This is a genomic window from Streptomyces sp. LS-MS-L19, assembly GCF_058382285.1.
In genome coordinates this window covers 8215933-8232072 of sequence record NZ_JBYCLL010000001.1, presented here as the reverse complement: position 1 = coordinate 8232072, position 16140 = coordinate 8215933, and the positions used below count along the sequence as shown (strand labels likewise).

14 protein-coding genes are annotated in these 16140 nt (G+C 70.6%); 10 read left to right on the top strand and 4 right to left on the bottom strand.

Features of this window, described 5'->3' with window-relative positions; genetic code table 11:
• Positions 1-19: 19 nt before the first annotated feature.
• On the bottom strand, positions 20-931 hold the full coding sequence (locus AC2XR2_RS36685; protein ID WP_449349509.1) for a helix-turn-helix transcriptional regulator: 912 nt from the start codon (positions 929-931) through the stop codon (positions 20-22).
• Positions 932-1077: 146 nt separating this feature from the next.
• Between AC2XR2_RS36685 and tkt the strand changes: the two genes are divergently transcribed.
• From tkt to AC2XR2_RS36645, 8 genes are all read left to right on the top strand, one after another.
• Entirely contained in the window at positions 1078-3153 is a 2076-nt protein-coding gene (tkt, locus tag AC2XR2_RS36680; protein ID WP_491517409.1) for a transketolase, read from the top strand.
• 19 nt (positions 3154-3172) lie between these two features.
• Positions 3173-4318 (top strand): transaldolase, encoded by a 1146-nt coding sequence (gene tal, locus AC2XR2_RS36675; protein ID WP_491517408.1) that lies wholly within the window; start codon positions 3173-3175, stop codon positions 4316-4318.
• Positions 4315-5850, top strand: a complete 1536-nt coding sequence (gene zwf / locus AC2XR2_RS36670; RefSeq protein WP_330263348.1) for a glucose-6-phosphate dehydrogenase — start codon at positions 4315-4317, stop codon at positions 5848-5850. The genes tal and zwf overlap by 4 nt, the downstream gene beginning before the upstream one ends.
• Positions 5847-6782, top strand: coding sequence for a glucose-6-phosphate dehydrogenase assembly protein OpcA (gene opcA, locus AC2XR2_RS36665; protein WP_381296364.1), 936 nt, complete (start codon positions 5847-5849; stop codon positions 6780-6782). Before zwf ends, opcA begins: the two co-directional genes overlap by 4 nt.
• Before the next feature lie 215 nt (positions 6783-6997).
• Positions 6998-8650 (top strand): glucose-6-phosphate isomerase, encoded by a 1653-nt coding sequence (pgi, locus tag AC2XR2_RS36660; RefSeq protein ID WP_491517407.1) that lies wholly within the window; start codon positions 6998-7000, stop codon positions 8648-8650.
• Between the two features lies 1 nt (position 8651).
• A complete protein-coding gene (gene gnd, locus AC2XR2_RS36655; protein WP_449349512.1) occupies positions 8652-9530 on the top strand; it encodes a phosphogluconate dehydrogenase (NAD(+)-dependent, decarboxylating) in 879 nt (292 codons plus the stop codon).
• A gap of 7 nt (positions 9531-9537) precedes the next feature.
• Positions 9538-10125: a histidine phosphatase family protein gene (locus AC2XR2_RS36650; RefSeq protein ID WP_381296358.1), complete on the top strand. Its 588-nt coding sequence runs from the start codon at positions 9538-9540 to the stop codon at positions 10123-10125.
• Between the two features lie 101 nt (positions 10126-10226).
• Positions 10227-11690: a translocation/assembly module TamB domain-containing protein gene (locus tag AC2XR2_RS36645; RefSeq protein ID WP_449349513.1), complete on the top strand. Its 1464-nt coding sequence runs from the start codon at positions 10227-10229 to the stop codon at positions 11688-11690.
• 7 nt (positions 11691-11697) lie between these two features.
• Here AC2XR2_RS36645 and AC2XR2_RS36640 read toward each other — a convergent pair whose 3' ends face one another.
• Positions 11698-12573, bottom strand: coding sequence for a shikimate dehydrogenase (locus AC2XR2_RS36640; protein ID WP_381305401.1), 876 nt, complete (start codon positions 12571-12573; stop codon positions 11698-11700).
• A gap of 141 nt (positions 12574-12714) precedes the next feature.
• Here AC2XR2_RS36640 and AC2XR2_RS36635 point away from each other — a divergent pair, with 141 nt between their 5' ends.
• Together AC2XR2_RS36635 and AC2XR2_RS36630 are read left to right on the top strand one after the other, a co-directional pair.
• Complete coding sequence (locus AC2XR2_RS36635) at positions 12715-13380, top strand: TetR/AcrR family transcriptional regulator (protein WP_381305404.1); 666 nt, start codon at positions 12715-12717, stop codon at positions 13378-13380.
• 124 nt (positions 13381-13504) lie between these two features.
• A complete protein-coding gene (locus AC2XR2_RS36630; protein WP_491517406.1) occupies positions 13505-14863 on the top strand; it encodes an MFS transporter in 1359 nt (452 codons plus the stop codon).
• Positions 14864-14921: 58 nt separating this feature from the next.
• Here the strand turns inward: AC2XR2_RS36630 and AC2XR2_RS36625 are convergent, their stop codons facing one another.
• On the bottom strand, positions 14922-15332 hold the full coding sequence (locus tag AC2XR2_RS36625; protein ID WP_381305410.1) for a VOC family protein: 411 nt from the start codon (positions 15330-15332) through the stop codon (positions 14922-14924).
• Between the two features lie 302 nt (positions 15333-15634).
• Positions 15635-16084, bottom strand: coding sequence for a PPOX class F420-dependent oxidoreductase (locus AC2XR2_RS36620; RefSeq protein ID WP_330263357.1), 450 nt, complete (start codon positions 16082-16084; stop codon positions 15635-15637).
• Positions 16085-16140 lie beyond the last annotated feature (56 nt).

Here is a 16140-nt window from a genome sequence, read left to right as displayed (position 1 = left end):
GACATGACAAACCTGGTTCTCAGCGCAGTTCCGCGCGGAAGGCCGCCGGGGTCAGCTCCGTGTGCTGCTGGAAGAACTTCGAGAAGTTGGCCGCGTCCGGGAAGCCGACCGCCGCGCCCACCCGGCCGATCGGCAGGTCGGTGTGGGCCAGCAGACGCTTGGCCTCCAGGACGACCCGCTTGTCGATGAACCCCTTGGGGGTCTCCCCGGTCGCCGCGCGCACCGCGCGCACCAGGGTCCGGCGGGAGTAACCGAGCGCGTCGGCATAGGCGCTGACGCTGTGATTGGTGGCGAAGCCCTTCTCCACGGCGTCCCGGAACAGGGTGAACGTCGACTCCGTCCGCCGCCCCGCGTCCGCCGCACTCGCCGCCAGATGGGCGAGCCGCAGCAGGAACGCGGTCAGGGTGTGCCGCAGGACCGCGGTGTGCAGGCTCAGCGGAAGGGTCGCCGTGTCCTCGTACTCCCGCTGGAGCTGGGCCAGCCCCGCCTTCAGGCCCGCCAACTGGGGCCCGGAGGGCCGCAGCAGGGGCGGCAGGTCGTAGCGGTACAGCCCCGTCGCCTCGACGGTCGCCCGGGGCAGGAAGCCGGGTTGCATGGTCAGCACGGTTCCGCGGTACCCGCTCGGTGCGAAACGGTGGACCTGGCCCGGGCGGATCCACAGCAGGTCGCCCGCCGTCGCCTCGTACTCGGCGAAGTCGACCATGTGGCGGACGGGGTCGCCGTCGAAGAGCATCACGACATGGAAGTCGATGCGGTGCACGCGCTCCAGCGGGGCATCCGCATGCCAGGTGCGGCCGGCTCCCATGGCGCCGACCTGCATGCCCACTCCGCCCACGCTCTGCTCGACGGGAAAGGGGAACGTTCTGATCCCGTCCACTCCGCCGTCACCGGCTCCGCCTTGGATGGAGCCTTGGGTTGTTCTGTCCGCCATGTCCTTCTCGTGCCGCCTAGCTGGAGCGTTCCGTGTCCCACTTTCACCACAGGCTGGCACACCGCGACCTTCCCCCGTAAAAGTCAGACTTTTAAGTTCGAACACGTCAGACCAGCAAACCCGCTCCGATCGAGGACTTCTTGAAGATGAGCACGCAGACACCGGACACCTTCGAATGGACCGAACTCGACCGGCGTGCCGTCGACACCGCCCGCCTGTTGGCGGCCGATGCCGTGCAGCAGGTCGGCAACGGACACCCGGGCACCGCGATGACCCTGGCCCCGGCGGCGTACACGATCTTTCAGAAGGTGATGCGTCACGACCCGGCGGACCCCGAGTGGACCGGTCGTGACCGCTTCGTCCTCTCCCCCGGCCACACCTCGCTGACGCTCTACACCCAGCTCTACCTCTCCGGGTACGAGCTGGAGCTCGACGACCTGAAGGCCTTCCGCACCCACGGCTCCAAGACGCCCGGTCACCCCGAGTACGGGCACACCGCGGGCGTCGAGACCACCACCGGTCCGCTCGGCCAGGGTGTCGCCAACGCGGTCGGCATGGCGATGGCGGCCCGCTACGAGCGCGGACTCTTCGACCCGGAGACCTCCGAGGGCGAGTCCCCCTTCGACCACACCATCTGGGCGATCGTCTCCGACGGCGACCTCCAGGAGGGCATCTCCGCCGAGGCCTCCTCCCTCGCCGGCCACCAGAAGCTCGGCAACCTGGTCTTCCTCTACGACGACAACCACATCTCCATCGAGGGCGACACCGCGACCGCGTTCTCCGAGGACGTCCTGAAGCGCTACGAGGCCTACGGCTGGCACACCCAGCGCATCGAACCGGCCGCCGACGGCGACATCGACGTACCCGCCCTGTACGCGGCCCTGAAGACGGCCCAGGCCGAGACCGAGCGGCCTTCGATCATCGCGATGCGCACGATCATCGCCTGGCCCGCCCCGAACGCGCAGAACACCGAGGCCGCCCACGGCTCCGCGCTCGGCGCCGACGAGGTCGCCGCCACCAAGCGCGTCCTCGGCTTCGACCCCGAGCGGAGCTTCGAGGTCGCCGACGAGGTCCTCGCCCACACCCGGCTGGCCCTGGACCGGGGCGCCGAGGCGCACACGGCCTGGGACAAGCAGATCGCGGCCTGGCGCGGTGAGCAGCCCGAGCGGGCGCGGCTCTTCGACCGGGTGGTCGCCGGCCAGCTCCCCGAGGGCTGGGAGTCCGCGATCCCCGTCTTCGAGGAGGGCGCGTCCGTCGCGACCCGCGCCGCCTCCGGCAAGGTCCTCCAGGCCCTCGGCCCGGTGCTGCCCGAGCTGTGGGGCGGCTCCGCCGACCTCGCCGGCTCCAACAACACCACCATCGACAAGACCAGCTCCTTCCTGCCGGAGGGCAACGCGCTGCCGGAGGCCGACCCGTACGGCCGTACCGTCCACTTCGGCATCCGCGAGCACTCGATGGCCGCCGAGATGAACGGCATCGCGCTGCACGGCAACACGCGGATCTACGGCGGCACCTTCCTGGTGTTCTCCGACTACATGCGCAACGCGGTCCGGCTGTCCGCGCTGATGCAGCTGCCCGTCACCTACGTCTGGACGCACGACTCCATCGGTCTCGGCGAGGACGGTCCGACCCACCAGCCGGTCGAGCACCTCGCGTCGCTGCGCGCCATCCCGGGCCTGAACGTGGTGCGCCCGGCCGACGCCAACGAGACCGCGATCGCCTGGGCCGAGATCCTCAAGCGGCACGCCACGAACCCGGCCCCGCACGGCCTCGCGCTCACCCGCCAGGGCGTACCGACCTACGCGCCGAACCCGGACGCGGCCAAGGGCGGGTACGTCCTTGCCGAGTCGTCCAAGGAGACCCCCGACGTCGTCCTGATCGCCACCGGTTCCGAGGTGCAGCTCGCCGTCGCCGCGCGGGAGCAACTGGAGGCCGAGGGGGTCGGCACCCGGGTGGTGTCGATGCCGTCCGTGGAGTGGTTCGAGGAGCAGCCGCGGGAGTACCGGGAGCGGGTCCTTCCGCCGTCCGTGCGAGCCCGCGTCGCAATCGAGGCCGGTATCGGTCTCACGTGGTACCGGTTCACAGGTGACGCAGGACGCATCGTCTCCCTCGAACACTTCGGCGCCTCCGCCGACGCCAAGACCCTGTTCGCCGAGTACGGCTTCACCGCCGAGAACGTCGCCGCAGCCGCGAGGGAATCCCTCGCCGCCGCGCGTGGTTGATCCGACCGCCAGAAAGAAGATGATCACAGTGACCGAAGCAACCGCGACCGCGGGAGCACTCAAGCGCCTGTCCGAGGAAGGCGTCTCCATCTGGCTGGACGACCTGTCGCGCAAGCGGATCGAGTCCGGGAACCTCGCCGAGCTCGTCGCCACGAAGCACGTCGTCGGCGTCACCACCAACCCCTCCATCTTCCAGGCCGCCATCGGCTCGGGGGCGGGTTACGAGGAGCAGCTGACCGACCTCGCCGTCCGCGGTGTGACGGTCGACGAGGCCGTACGGATGATGACCACGGCCGACGTCCGTGCCGCCGCCGACGTGCTGCGTCCGGTGCACGACGCGACCGGCGGGCGGGACGGCCGGGTCTCCATCGAGGTCGACCCCCGTCTGGCCCACGACACGGCGGTGACGATCGCCGAGGCCAAGCAGCTCGCCTGGCTGGTGGACCGCCCCAACGTCATGATCAAGATCCCGGCGACGAAGGCGGGCCTCCCGGCCATCACCGAGGTCATCGGCCTCGGGATCAGCGTCAACGTCACGCTGATCTTCTCCCTGGAGCGCTACCGCGAGGTCATGGACGCCTACCTCGCCGGCCTGGAGAAGGCCGCGAAGAAGGGCCTCGACCTCTCCACGATCCACTCCGTCGCCTCCTTCTTCGTCTCCCGGGTCGACTCCGAGATCGACAAGCGGCTGACGGTCCTGGGCACGGACGCGGCCCTGGCGCTCAAGGGCCGGGCGGCGCTCGCCAACGCGCGACTCGCCTACGAGGCGTACGAGGAGGTCTTCTCCTCGGCTCGCTGGAACTCCCTCGGCGGCGCCCGCGCCCACAAGCAGCGCCCGCTGTGGGCCTCGACCGGCGTCAAGGACCCGGCGTACAAGGACACCCTGTACGTGGACGACCTGGTCGCGCCCGGCACCGTCAACACCATGCCGGAACCCACCCTGAACGCCGCCGCCGACCACGGCGTGATCACCGGCGACACGGTGACCGGCGGCTACGCGCAGGCCCGCGCCGACCTGGCCGCCGTGGAGGCGCTCGGGATCTCCTACGACGAGGTCGTGCGGCAGCTGGAGGACGAGGGCGTCGCCAAGTTCGAGGCGGCCTGGCAGGACCTGCTGGACGCCGTCACCAAGTCGATGGACAGCAAGGGAGTTGACGCGGAATGACCATCACCGCCGACTGGGAGAACCCGCTGCGCGACGAGCGCGACCGGCGTCTCCCGCGGATCGCCGGGCCCTCCGGTCTCGTCATCTTCGGTGTCACCGGCGACCTGTCCCGCAAGAAGCTGATGCCCGCCATCTACGACCTCGCCAACCGCGGCATGCTCCCGCCGGGCTTCTCGCTCGTCGGGTTCGCCCGCCGGGACTGGGAGGACGAGGACTTCGCGCAGATCGTGCACGACTCGGTGCGCGAGCACTCCCGGACCGAGTTCCGCGAGGAGGTGTGGCAGCAGCTCGCCGAGGGGATGCGGTTCATCCCGGGCGACTTCGACGACGACACGGCGTTCAAGCAGCTGCGCCAGACCGTCGAGGACCTCGACAAGGCCCGCGGCACCAGCGGCAACTACGCCTTCTACCTCTCCGTACCGCCGAAGTTCTTCCCGAAGGTCGTCCAGCAGCTCAAGAAGCACGGCCTCGCGGACGCGCCCGAGGGGTCGTGGCGGCGGGCGGTCATCGAGAAGCCGTTCGGCCGCGACCTGAAGAGCGCCCGGGAGCTCAACGCCCTGGTGCACGACGTGTTCGAGCCGGACCAGGTCTTCCGGATCGACCACTACCTGGGCAAGGAGACCGTCCAGAACATCCTGGCGCTGCGCTTCGCCAACCAGATGTACGAGCCCATCTGGAACCGGTCGTTCGTCGACCACGTGCAGATCACGATGGCCGAGGACATCGGCATCGGCGGCCGGGCCGGCTACTACGACGGCATCGGCGCGGCCCGTGACGTCATCCAGAACCACCTGCTCCAGCTGATGGCGCTCACCGCCATGGAGGAGCCGGCCGCGTTCGACGCCGAGTCGCTGCTCACCGAGAAGCTGAAGGTCCTCAGGGCCGTGAAGCTGCCGGAGGACATCGGCAAGCACGCCGTGCGCGGGCAGTACGCCGGCGCCTGGCAGGGCGGCGAGAAGGTGCTCGGGTACCTGGAGGAGGAGGGCATCGACCGGGCCTCCACGACGGACACCTTCGCGGCCATCAAGCTGAACGTCGACAACCGCCGCTGGGCGGGTGTGCCGTTCTACCTCAGGACCGGCAAGCGCCTCGGCCGTCGCGTCACCGAGATCGCGGTCGTCTTCCAGACCGCCCCGCACTCCCCCTTCGACCACAACGCGACCGAGGAGCTCGGCAAGAACGCCATCGTCATCCGCGTCCAGCCGGACGAGGGCATGACGGTCCGGTTCGGGTCGAAGGTGCCGGGCACCTCGATGGAGATCCGGGACGTGACGATGGACTTCGCCTACGGCGAGTCGTTCACGGAGTCCAGCCCGGAGGCCTACGAGCGGCTCATCCTGGATGTCCTCCTCGGTGACGCCAATCTGTTCCCGCGTCACCAGGAAGTGGAAGAGTCCTGGAAGATCCTCGACCCGATCGAGGAGCACTGGGCCAACCACGGCCGTCCGGCGCAGTACGCGTCGGGTACCTGGGGACCCGAGGAAGCCGACGAGATGCTCGCACGAGACGGACGGAGCTGGCGCAGGCCATGAAGATCGACCTGACCGACACCACGGCAAGCAAGATCAACAAGGCGCTGGTGCAGGGTCGCCGCGCCATCGGAACCCCCGCCGTGGGCATGGTCCTGACGATGGTGATCGTCACGGACGAGGAGAACGCCTACGACGCGATCAAGGCGGCCGAGGAGGCCTCGCACGAGCACCCCTCGCGCACCCTGGTCGTCATCAAGCGGCACGCCCGCACCGCCCGCGACCGGATGTCGTCCAAGCTGGACGCCGAGGTCCGGGTGGGCGCCGACGCCGGCACCGGCGAGACGGTCATCCTGCGGACCTACGGCGAGGTGTCCGACCACGCCGACTCCGTGGTGCTGCCGCTGCTGCTGCCGGACGCGCCGGTGGTCGTGTGGTGGCCGGTGGACGCGCCGGAGAACCCGGCGAAGGACCCGCTGGGCGCGCTGGCCCAGCGCCGGATCACCGACCTGTACGCCGTCGAGGACCCCCTCGCGGTGCTGGAGACCCGGGTCCGGTCCTACGCGCCGGGCGACACCGACCTCGCCTGGACCCGGCTCACCCCGTGGCGCTCGATGCTGGCGGCGGCCCTCGACCAGGCCCGTGCGCAGATCATCTCCGGGGCCGTGGAGGCGGAGGCCGACAACCCGGCCGCCGAACTGCTCGCGCGCTGGCTGGAGGCGCGGCTCAAGGTGAAGATCGACCGGGTCGTCACCGCCGGTCCGGTCGTCACGGCCGTCCGCCTGGGCACCGCCAACGGCGAGATCGTCATCGACCGCCCCGAGGGCCCGCTGGCCACGCTGTCCCTGCCGGGCCAGCCCTCCCGGACCCTGGCGCTCAAGGTCCGTTCCACCTCCGAACTCATCGCCGAGGAACTGCGCCGCCTCGACGCCGACGAGATGTACGCCGTCGCCCTGCGGGGTGAGGGGGTGTCTGATGGATCAGGTCGGCTCTGATGCGCAGCACATCTTGACCGAGCCGAGCGGGGTCATGGGGGTCCCCCCGCGCGAGCGAAGCCGAGCGTGGGGGAGCGTGCAGCTGCAAGGCGGAGGAGGGAGTCGACGCGGAGCGTCGGCGACCGACGACAACGCTGCAGATGTGCGTGCCAGGGCCCGCGACGCCGCCAAGATCCATCAGACACCCCCTGCGACCGGCAAGGAGACCCCTGCTCATGTCTGACTCTCCCGAGCTCACGCGCCGCCCCGAGTGGACGGCCCTGGAGGACCACCGCGCCGAGGGGACCCCCCGTCTGCGCGAGCTGTTCGCCTCCGATCCCGGACGCGCCGAGCGGTACGTCGTGCGCGTCGGCGATCTGCGCATCGACTACTCCAAGCACCTGATCACCGACGAGACCCTGGCCCTGCTCCAGGAACTCGCCACCGCCACCGACGTGTTCGGGCTGCGGGACGCCATGTTCCGCGGTGCGCGGATCAACCTCACCGAGGACCGGGCGGTCCTGCACACCGCGCTGCGCGCTCCCGCGAGCGCGGTCGTCGAGGTCGACGGCGAGAACGTCGTGCCCCGCGTGCACGCCGTGCTCGACAAGATGAGCGACTTTGCGACCCGGGTCCGCTCCGGCGAGTGGACCGGCCACACCGGCAAGCGGATCAGGAACGTCGTCAACATCGGCATCGGCGGCTCCGACCTCGGTCCCGCGATGGCGTACGAGGCCCTGCGGGCCTTCACGGCACGGGAGTTGACGTTCCGTTTCGTGTCCAACGTGGACGGCGCCGACCTGCACGAGGCGGTACGCGACCTCGACCCGGCGGAGACCCTGTTCATCGTGGCGTCGAAGACGTTCACGACGATCGAGACGATCACCAACGCCACCTCGGCCCGCTCCTGGCTGTTGGAGGGCCCGGGCGGTCTGCGTGAGGACAAGGCCGTCGCGAAGCACTTCGTGGCCCTGTCGACGAACGCCGAGAAGGTCACCGACTTCGGCATCGACCCGGACAACATGTTCGAGTTCTGGGACTGGGTCGGCGGCCGCTACTCCTACGACTCGGCGATCGGTCTCTCCCTGATGATCGCCATCGGCCCGGACCGGTTCCGGGAGATGCTCGACGGCTTCCGGATCGTCGACGAGCACTTCCAGAACGCGCCCGCCGAGGCCAACGCCCCGCTGCTGCTCGGCCTGTTGGGCGTCTGGTACGGCAACTTCCACGACGCCCAGTCGCACGCGGTGCTGCCGTACTCCCACTACCTGTCGAAGTTCACCGCCTATCTCCAGCAGCTGGACATGGAGTCCAACGGCAAGTCGGTGCAGCGCGACGGGCGTCCGGTGGAGTGGCAGACCGGTCCGGTGGTGTGGGGCACGCCCGGCACCAACGGCCAGCACGCCTACTACCAGTTGATCCACCAGGGCACCAAGCTCATCCCCGCCGACCTGATCGGCTTCGCCCGTCCGGTGGACGAGCTGAGCGACGAACTCAAGGCGCAGCACGACCTGTTGATGGCCAACCTGTTCGCGCAGGGGCAGGCGCTCGCCTTCGGCAAGACCGCGGAGGAGGTGCGCGCGGAGGGCGTGACCGAGGAGCAGGTGGCCCACCGCACCTTCCAGGGCAACCACCCGACGACCACGATCCTCGCGAAGGAACTCACCCCCTCCGTCCTCGGCCAGCTCATCGCCCTGTACGAGCACAAGGTGTTCGTCCAGGGCGCGGTCTGGAACATCGACTCCTTCGACCAGTGGGGCGTCGAGCTCGGCAAGGTCCTCGCCAAGCGCGTCGAACCCGCCCTGACCGAGGGCGCCGACGTCCCCGGTCTCGACCCCTCCACCACCGCCCTGGTGGCCGCCTACCGTGAACTGAAGGAAGTGCACTGACATGCAGTTGGGACTCATCGGCCTGGGCAAGATGGGCGGCAACATGCGCGAGCGGATCCGCCGCGCCGGCCACACCGTCATCGGCTACGACCGCAACCCCGAGGTCTCCGACGTGGCGAGCCTCGCCGAACTCGTCGACAAGCTCGAAGCCCCGCGCACGGTGTGGGTGATGGTGCCGGCCGGCGCCGCCACCCAGTCCGTCGTGGACGAGCTCGGCGAGCTCCTGTCCCCCGGTGACACCGTGGTCGACGGCGGCAACTCCCGCTACACGGACGACGAGAAGCACGCCGAGGAGCTGGGCGCCAAGGGCATCGGCTTCATCGACGCCGGTGTCTCCGGCGGTGTGTGGGGCCTCCAGAACGGCTATGCCCTGATGGTCGGCGGTGAGAAGGAGGACGTGGAGCGTCTCCAGCCGATCTTCGAGGCGCTCAAGCCCGAGGGGCCGTACGGCTATGTCCACGCGGGCAAGGTCGGCGCCGGGCACTTCTCCAAGATGGTCCACAACGGCATCGAGTACGCCATGATGCAGGCGTACGCCGAGGGCTGGGAGCTCCTCGAGAAGGTCGAGTCGGTGGACAGCGTCCGGGAGGTGTTCCGCTCCTGGCAGGACGGGACCGTCATCCGTTCCTGGCTGCTGGACCTCGCGGTGAACGCCCTCGACGAGGACGAGCACCTGGACAAGCTGAAGGGCTACGCGCAGGACTCCGGCGAGGGCCGCTGGACCGTGGAGGCCGCCGTGGACAACGCGGTGCCGCTGCCCACGATCACCGCCTCCCTGTTCGCGCGGTTCGCGTCCCGCCAGGACGACTCCCCGCAGATGAAGATGATCGCGGCGCTGCGCAACCAGTTCGGCGGGCACGCCGTGGAAGCGAAGAAGTAGGCGCGTCGTGGGGGATCTTCTTCTGGTCCGCCACGGCGAGACGGAGTGGAGCGTGTCGGGCCAGCACACCAGCTGGACCGACCTGCCCCTCACCCGGCACGGTGAGGAACAGGCCAAGTCCCTCGCTCCGCTCCTGTCGGGCCGGACCTTCTCGCTCGCGCTCACCAGTGAGCTGGACCGCGCGATCCGCACCGCCGAACTGGCGGGCGTCACCGGGGCGTTGACCGACCCCGAGCTCCACGAGTGGGACTACGGCGCCTACGAGGGCGTCACCACCGTCGACATCCACCGGGACCGGCCCGACTGGGACCTGTGGACCGACGGCGTACCGGCCGGCCCCGAGGGACACCCCGGCGAGTCGCCCGAGGAGATCGGACGGCGCGCCGACCGGGTCCTCGCCCGCGTCGGGACCGCGCTGCCGGACGGCGACGTGCTCCTGGTGGCGCACGGCCACTTCCTGCGGGTCCTGACGGCCCGTCGACTGGGGCTGCCGCCCGCGGAGGGCCGCCTGTTCCAACTGGCCACGGGTACCGTCAGCCGACTGTCGACGGAACACGACCGGCCGGTGATCGCGGAGTGGAACACCAGGGCGTAGCACGGCAGTCGAGGTGACGGCCCGGGAGCACAGGCTCCCGGGCCGTCGTCGTCCCCGGTGCCTGTTGACAGCGTGGCGCGTGCGTTGGAGAGTCACCGCTGATGGAGATCAACAACCTGACACCGGCCGAACTGCGGGTGTGGCACGCCTATCCGCGGGGCGAGGCCGTGGACTTCCGGGCGGCGGACGACGAGGACGTGGCGGACGGTGCCGGGTGGGGCGCCGAACGCACCGTGCGGGCCGCCGTGTTGCGGGCCCTGATGCTCAACGGACCGCACGAGGACGGGGAGATACCCGCCCTGAAGCTGGCGGGTGCCCGGATCACCGGTGTGCTCGCGCTCCAGTACGGGACGGTCGACCACGCGGTGCGCCTCAGCCACTGCCACTTCGACGACGTACCGCTGCTGTACGGCTGCCGGCTGCGTCAGCTGAACCTCAGCAACTCCGTGCTGCCCGGCCTCACCGCCGCCACCCTGCACGTCGAGGCGGTGCTGCGGCTGACGGACTGCCGGGTCAACGGCCCGGTGCGGCTCGGTGGGGCGCAGGTCGCCGGGGCGGTGTTCATGGACCGTGCCGAGATCGTCGCGGACGACGCCGGGGAGCCCGCGCTCCAGCTCAACCACATGAGCATCGGCGACGACCTGTGGGCGCCGGGACTGCGCGCCCACGGCGAGGTGCGGCTCAACGGCGCGTCCGTCGCCGGTTCCGTCAACCTCAACGACGCCCGGCTCAGCCACCCCGGCGACCTCGTGCTCGACGCGCAGACCCTGAGCGTGGAGGGCGACGTCCACCTGCGGCGGGTGCAGACCTTCGGCTGGATCGGGCTGCGCGGCGCCCGGGTCGCGGGCCGGCTCGACCTGTCGTACGCCCACCTGTCGAACCCGGGCGACGCGGCCCTGCGGGCGAGCAGCAGCACCATCGGGGAACTGTGGATCCGCAAGGGCCCGGCCATGGAGGGCACCCTCACCCTGCGCCGCGCCCAGATCGACGAGCTGTTCCTGGAGCCGGAGTCGGTGCCGGACGAGGTGCAGTTCAACGGGCTCGTCTACACCTCGCTCACCCCGCAGGAACCCCCCGCACGTCGGCTGCCCATGCTGGAGCGGGACCGCGAGGGCTATGTCCCGCACGCCTACGAGCAGTTGACCGCCGCGTACCGCAGGATCGGCGACGACTACGCGGCCCGGCAGGTCCAGCTCGCCAAGCAGCGCCGGCGCCGGGCCACCCTGCCCTGGTACGGCCGGGTGTGGGGCCACGTCCAGGACGCCACCGTCGGCTACGGCTTCCACCCGCTGCGCGCCGGCGTCTGGCTGGTCTCCCTGCTCGCGATCGGCACGATCGCCTACGGCCTCCACCATCCCCCGCCGCTCAAGGCGGACGAGGCCCCGCGCTTCAACCCGTTCTTCTACACCCTCGACCTGCTGCTGCCGGTGATCTCCTTCGGTCAGGAGAGCGCCTTCGCGCCCCGAGGGGGATACCAGTGGCTGTCGTACGCCCTGGTCATCGCGGGGTGGGTCCTGGCCACCACGGTCTTCGCGGGTGTCACCCGGACCGTCAACCGTCAGTGATCGCCGGTCACTTGGGAGCCCCGACCACGCCCGCCAGCTCGGCGATGTCCGCCAGCATCCGCGCCGCGTCCGGTTCCCGGCCGGTGAACAGCCGGAAGGCGTCCGCCGCCTGGAAGACCGCCATGCCGCCGCCGTCGAGGGTGGCGCAGCCCAACGCGCGGGCGGTGCGCAGCAGTTCGGTCTCCAGCGGGCGGTAGACCACCTCGGCGACCCAGAGTTCGGGGCGGAGCAGGTCGGCTGGGAAGGGCAGGCCGGGGTGGGCGGCCATGCCGGTGGGGGTGGCGTGCACGACGCCGTCGGCCTCGGCGAGCAGCCCGGGCAGCCGCTCCGGGCCGGCCGCGGCCGCGCGCCCCTCGCCGAAGTGCCGGTTCAGGGCGGCCGCGAGATCGGCGGCCCGGTCGGCGAGCGCGTCCACGACGGTGACCCGCCCGGCGCCCAGGGTGAGCGTCGCGTGCGCGACCGCCGCGCCCGCGCCGCCGGCGCCCAGCTGCACGACCCGCTCCAGGGGCACGTCGGGCAGCCCGCGCGCGAAGGACGCGGCGAAGCCGGTGACGTCGGTGTTGTGGCCGGTCGCGCGGCCGTTCTCGAAGACCACGGTGTTCACCGCGCCGAGCGCCTCGGCCTGCGGGGCGAGCGCGTCCAGGTGTCCGAGGACCAGCTGCTTGCACGGGTGGGTGATGTTCAGCCCGTCGAAGCCCAGGTCGCGGGCGGCCCGCACCAGGTCGCCGACCGCCTCGGGACGCGTGCCGAGGACGTCGATGTCGATCAGCCGGTACAGATAGCGCAGGCCCTGCCGGTCCGCCTCCCGCTCGTGCAGCGCCGGGCTCAGCGAGGGTCCGATGCCCGCGCCGATCAGTCCGACGAGAAACGAGTCCTTGGCCACGCGGACCTCCTGAGCGATCAATGTGTGGGCCGCTAATGTACGAACCAGTACGTTAGCTATATCAGCCGGACCGCCGCCGGGGAAGAGCCCGGCCGCGCCTTCTAGAATCTGCGGCACCGGCCGTACTCCCGAAGGAACCCGATGACCAGCGTCGACGAACCGGCACGACCCAACGGGCGGATCCGCGACGCCGCCCGCACCCAGGCCGAGATCCTGGACGTGGCGACGCAGGAGTTCGCGCGGGCCGGCTACGACGGCGCCCGGGTCGACGAGATCGCCGCCCGCACCCGCACCACCAAGCGGATGATCTACTACTACTTCGGCGGCAAGGAACAGCTGTTCACGGCCGTGCTGGAGCGGGCGTACTCCGTGATCCGCGAGGCCGAGCAGGAGCTGGACGTCGAGCACCTGGACCCGGTCGCGGCGATCCGGCGCCTCGCCGAGGTGACCTTCGACCACCACGAGCAGCACCCCGACTTCATCCGGCTCGTCAGCATCGAGAACATCCACGGCGCCGAGCACATCGCCGCCTCGGAGAAGCTCGGCAGGATCGGCTCCCCCGCGCTCGACGTGATCCGCCGGATCCTGGCGTCGGGGCGGGAGTCCGGCCTGTTCACGGCCGAGGTGGACGCGGTCGACCTGCACGCGATGATCAGCTCCTTCTGCTTCTTCCGGGTGGCCAACCGGCACACCTTCGGGGCACTGTTCGGCCGCGACCTGGTCGCCCCCGAGCAGCGCGAGCACTACCGGGCCATGCTCGGCGACATGGTGATCGCGTATCTGACCGCGGAGCGGGCGGCGGACTGACTTCGGCGGACCGCAGCTCTTGACACCCGGGAAACGCGGGCGCAACATCCCTGGCAACCGCTCATTAACTATCCAGTGGGTTAATTAACTGGATAGCTCCCGGAGTCCCCCCGAAGGAGCACCCGTGACGCCCACCGTCGCACCCCGCGACCCTGCCGAAGCCGTCGGGCAACCGAAAAAGGCCGCCACCGCCGCCTGGATCGGCAGCGCCCTGGAGTACTACGACTTCTTCATCTACGGCAGCGCCGCCGCCCTGATCTTCCCGAAGGTGTTCTTCGACGAGTCCGATCCGGCCACCGCGACCCTGCTGTCGCTGGCCACGTTCGGTGTCGCCTACGCGGCCCGGCCGGTCGGCGCGCTCTTCATGGGGCACTTCGGCGACCGGGTCGGCCGTAAGAAGATCATGGTCTTCACGCTGATCCTGATGGGCCTGTCGACCTTCCTCATCGGCTGTCTGCCGACCCGTCACCAGGTCGGCACCCTGGCCCCGGTCCTGCTGGTGCTGTGCCGGGTCCTCCAGGGCATCTCGGCGGCCGGCGAACAGGCCAGCGCCAACTCCATGAGCCTGGAGCACGCGCCGCCGCACCGGCGGGGCTTCTTCACCAGCTTCACGCTCAGCGGCACCCAGGGCGGGCAGCTGCTCGCCACGCTGGTCTTCCTGCCGGTCGCCGCGCTGCCCGAGGACCAACTGCTGTCCTGGGGCTGGCGGGTGCCGTTCTGGCTGAGCGTCGCGGTCGCCGTGGTCGGCTTCGTGATCCGCCGCAAGCTGGACGAGACACCGGCCTTCGAGCAGCAGGCGGCCTCCGAGGGCGTCGTGAAGCTGCCGCTGGCGGTGCTGCTGCGGGAGCACTGGGCGGATGTGCTGCGGGTGATCGGCGGCGCGGTCATCGCCTCGGTGTCCACGATCTTCACGGTGTGGGCGCTGGCGTACGCGACGAGCGACGCGGTCGGGATGAGCCGTTCCTCGATGCTGTGGGTGGGCGCGCTCGCCAACCTGGTCGCGCTCGCCGCGATCCCGCTGTGGGCCACCCTGTCGGACCGCGTCGGCCGGCGCCCGGTCTTCCTGATCGGCGCGGTGGGCAGCGCGGTGACGATGTTCCTGTACCTGTGGGCGATCTCCACGGGCAACTACCCGCTGACGCTGCTGCTCGGCATCTTCGCCTTCGGCGTCGTCTACAGCGCGGCGAACGGGGTGTGGCCGTCCTTCTACGGCGAGATGTTCTCCACCCGGGTCCGGCTGTCCGGCATGGCGATCGGCACGCAGATCGGCTTCGCCGTGGCCGGCTTCGCGGTGACCTTCGCGGCGCAGATCGCGGGACCCGACGGTACGGACTGGTCGTCGGTGGCCCTGTTCACGGCGGCCCTGTGCGTCCCGCCGGTGATCGCCGCCCTGACCGCCCGCGAGACCCACAAGGTCGCCACGGAGGACCTGGGCTCACGCACCGCCGGGGAGGCCGCCCGCCCGGAGACGGTGACGGCCTGAGCCCCCGCGACCTTCCGAGCCCCCGGGCCCCCGGATCCCCTGGCGGGACCGGGGGCCCTCACGTGTTGCTCCACCCCCGGGTGCACAGCACCAGGCGGTACCCGTCCGGGTCCTCGACCGTGACGCCCCACTCGTTCCAGTACGGGTTCGGCGAGGGGACGCGCTTGCCGCCGTGCGCCTCCAGGCGGGCGACCAGGTCGTCCGGGACCGGGCCGTCGACGTAGACCACCAGGAGGTCCTCCTCCGTGGGGCGGGGTTCGACGGGCCGGCCCTGTTCGTGGACGAGTTCCAGGTGCCAGCCGGCGTCCGGCCAGCCGAGCATCAGCAGATCGTGCTCGCCGGGTTCCGGGCCGCCCTCGGCACGCCATACGACACCGAGGCCGAGACCCTCGACCCAGAACCGCTCGGCGGCGGCCAGGTCCCGGGAAGGGCGGGCGATGCGGATGTGGCTGCGGCCGTTCACGGGCATGGTGACCTCTTCGTCCGGTGTCGGTGTGCCGGTCAGCGTAGGCAGCCGATGATCTCCGGCACATCGGCCGTCCGCCCTGCACCCTGGGACGTAGGACCTCTCCCGGTGTCGAGACCCCGTTGACAGGTGACATTTCGAGCAAGAAAATCGGCCGGAACAAGCAGAAAAGAACAGCCTCACGGGCACGGTACGACGCGCGAGGGGGCGACGGCCCTGGCGTCTACCACCGCGTGCTCCGGCCGGATTCAGGGGCGGCCGGGGCACGCGGACCCCGCGCCGCCGCCGGGAGGGGCCCTCCGGGCTCAGCCCTTCTTGTCCTGGGCGGGGATCCCGTACGCCCGCTCCACCCGCAGGCGCAGGACCAGTCGCCGGTCGCGGACCATCGCTGCCCGGTAGTCGTCCCAGTCCGGGTGTTCGCCCTGGACATCGCGGTACAGGCGGACCAGTTCCTCGACCGTGTCGTCGTGGGGGTCCTTCGCCACCGGGGTGAGGTCGGCGGTGCCCTCGGCGACCGTGTAGGCCCAGCGGTCCCGCGTGGTCACGTGGTACGAGGCGCGGGGGTCCCGACGGAGGTTGCGGGTCTTGGCGCGGTCGTCCGTGAGGGAGATCCGGATGATCCGCTCCTCGGGGTAGTAGACGTGGGTGACGTTCGACAGCTGAGGGCGGCCGTCGCGCTTGAGCGTGGTCAGCACCCCGCCGTGGCCTTCCGAGAGCAGCCGGAGCAGTGCGTCCTGGGTCGCGTCCTGAGTCATGCCACGATCAACGGCCCCGCCCGCGCCCCGCATTCCCGCGACAAACGGTCCCGACC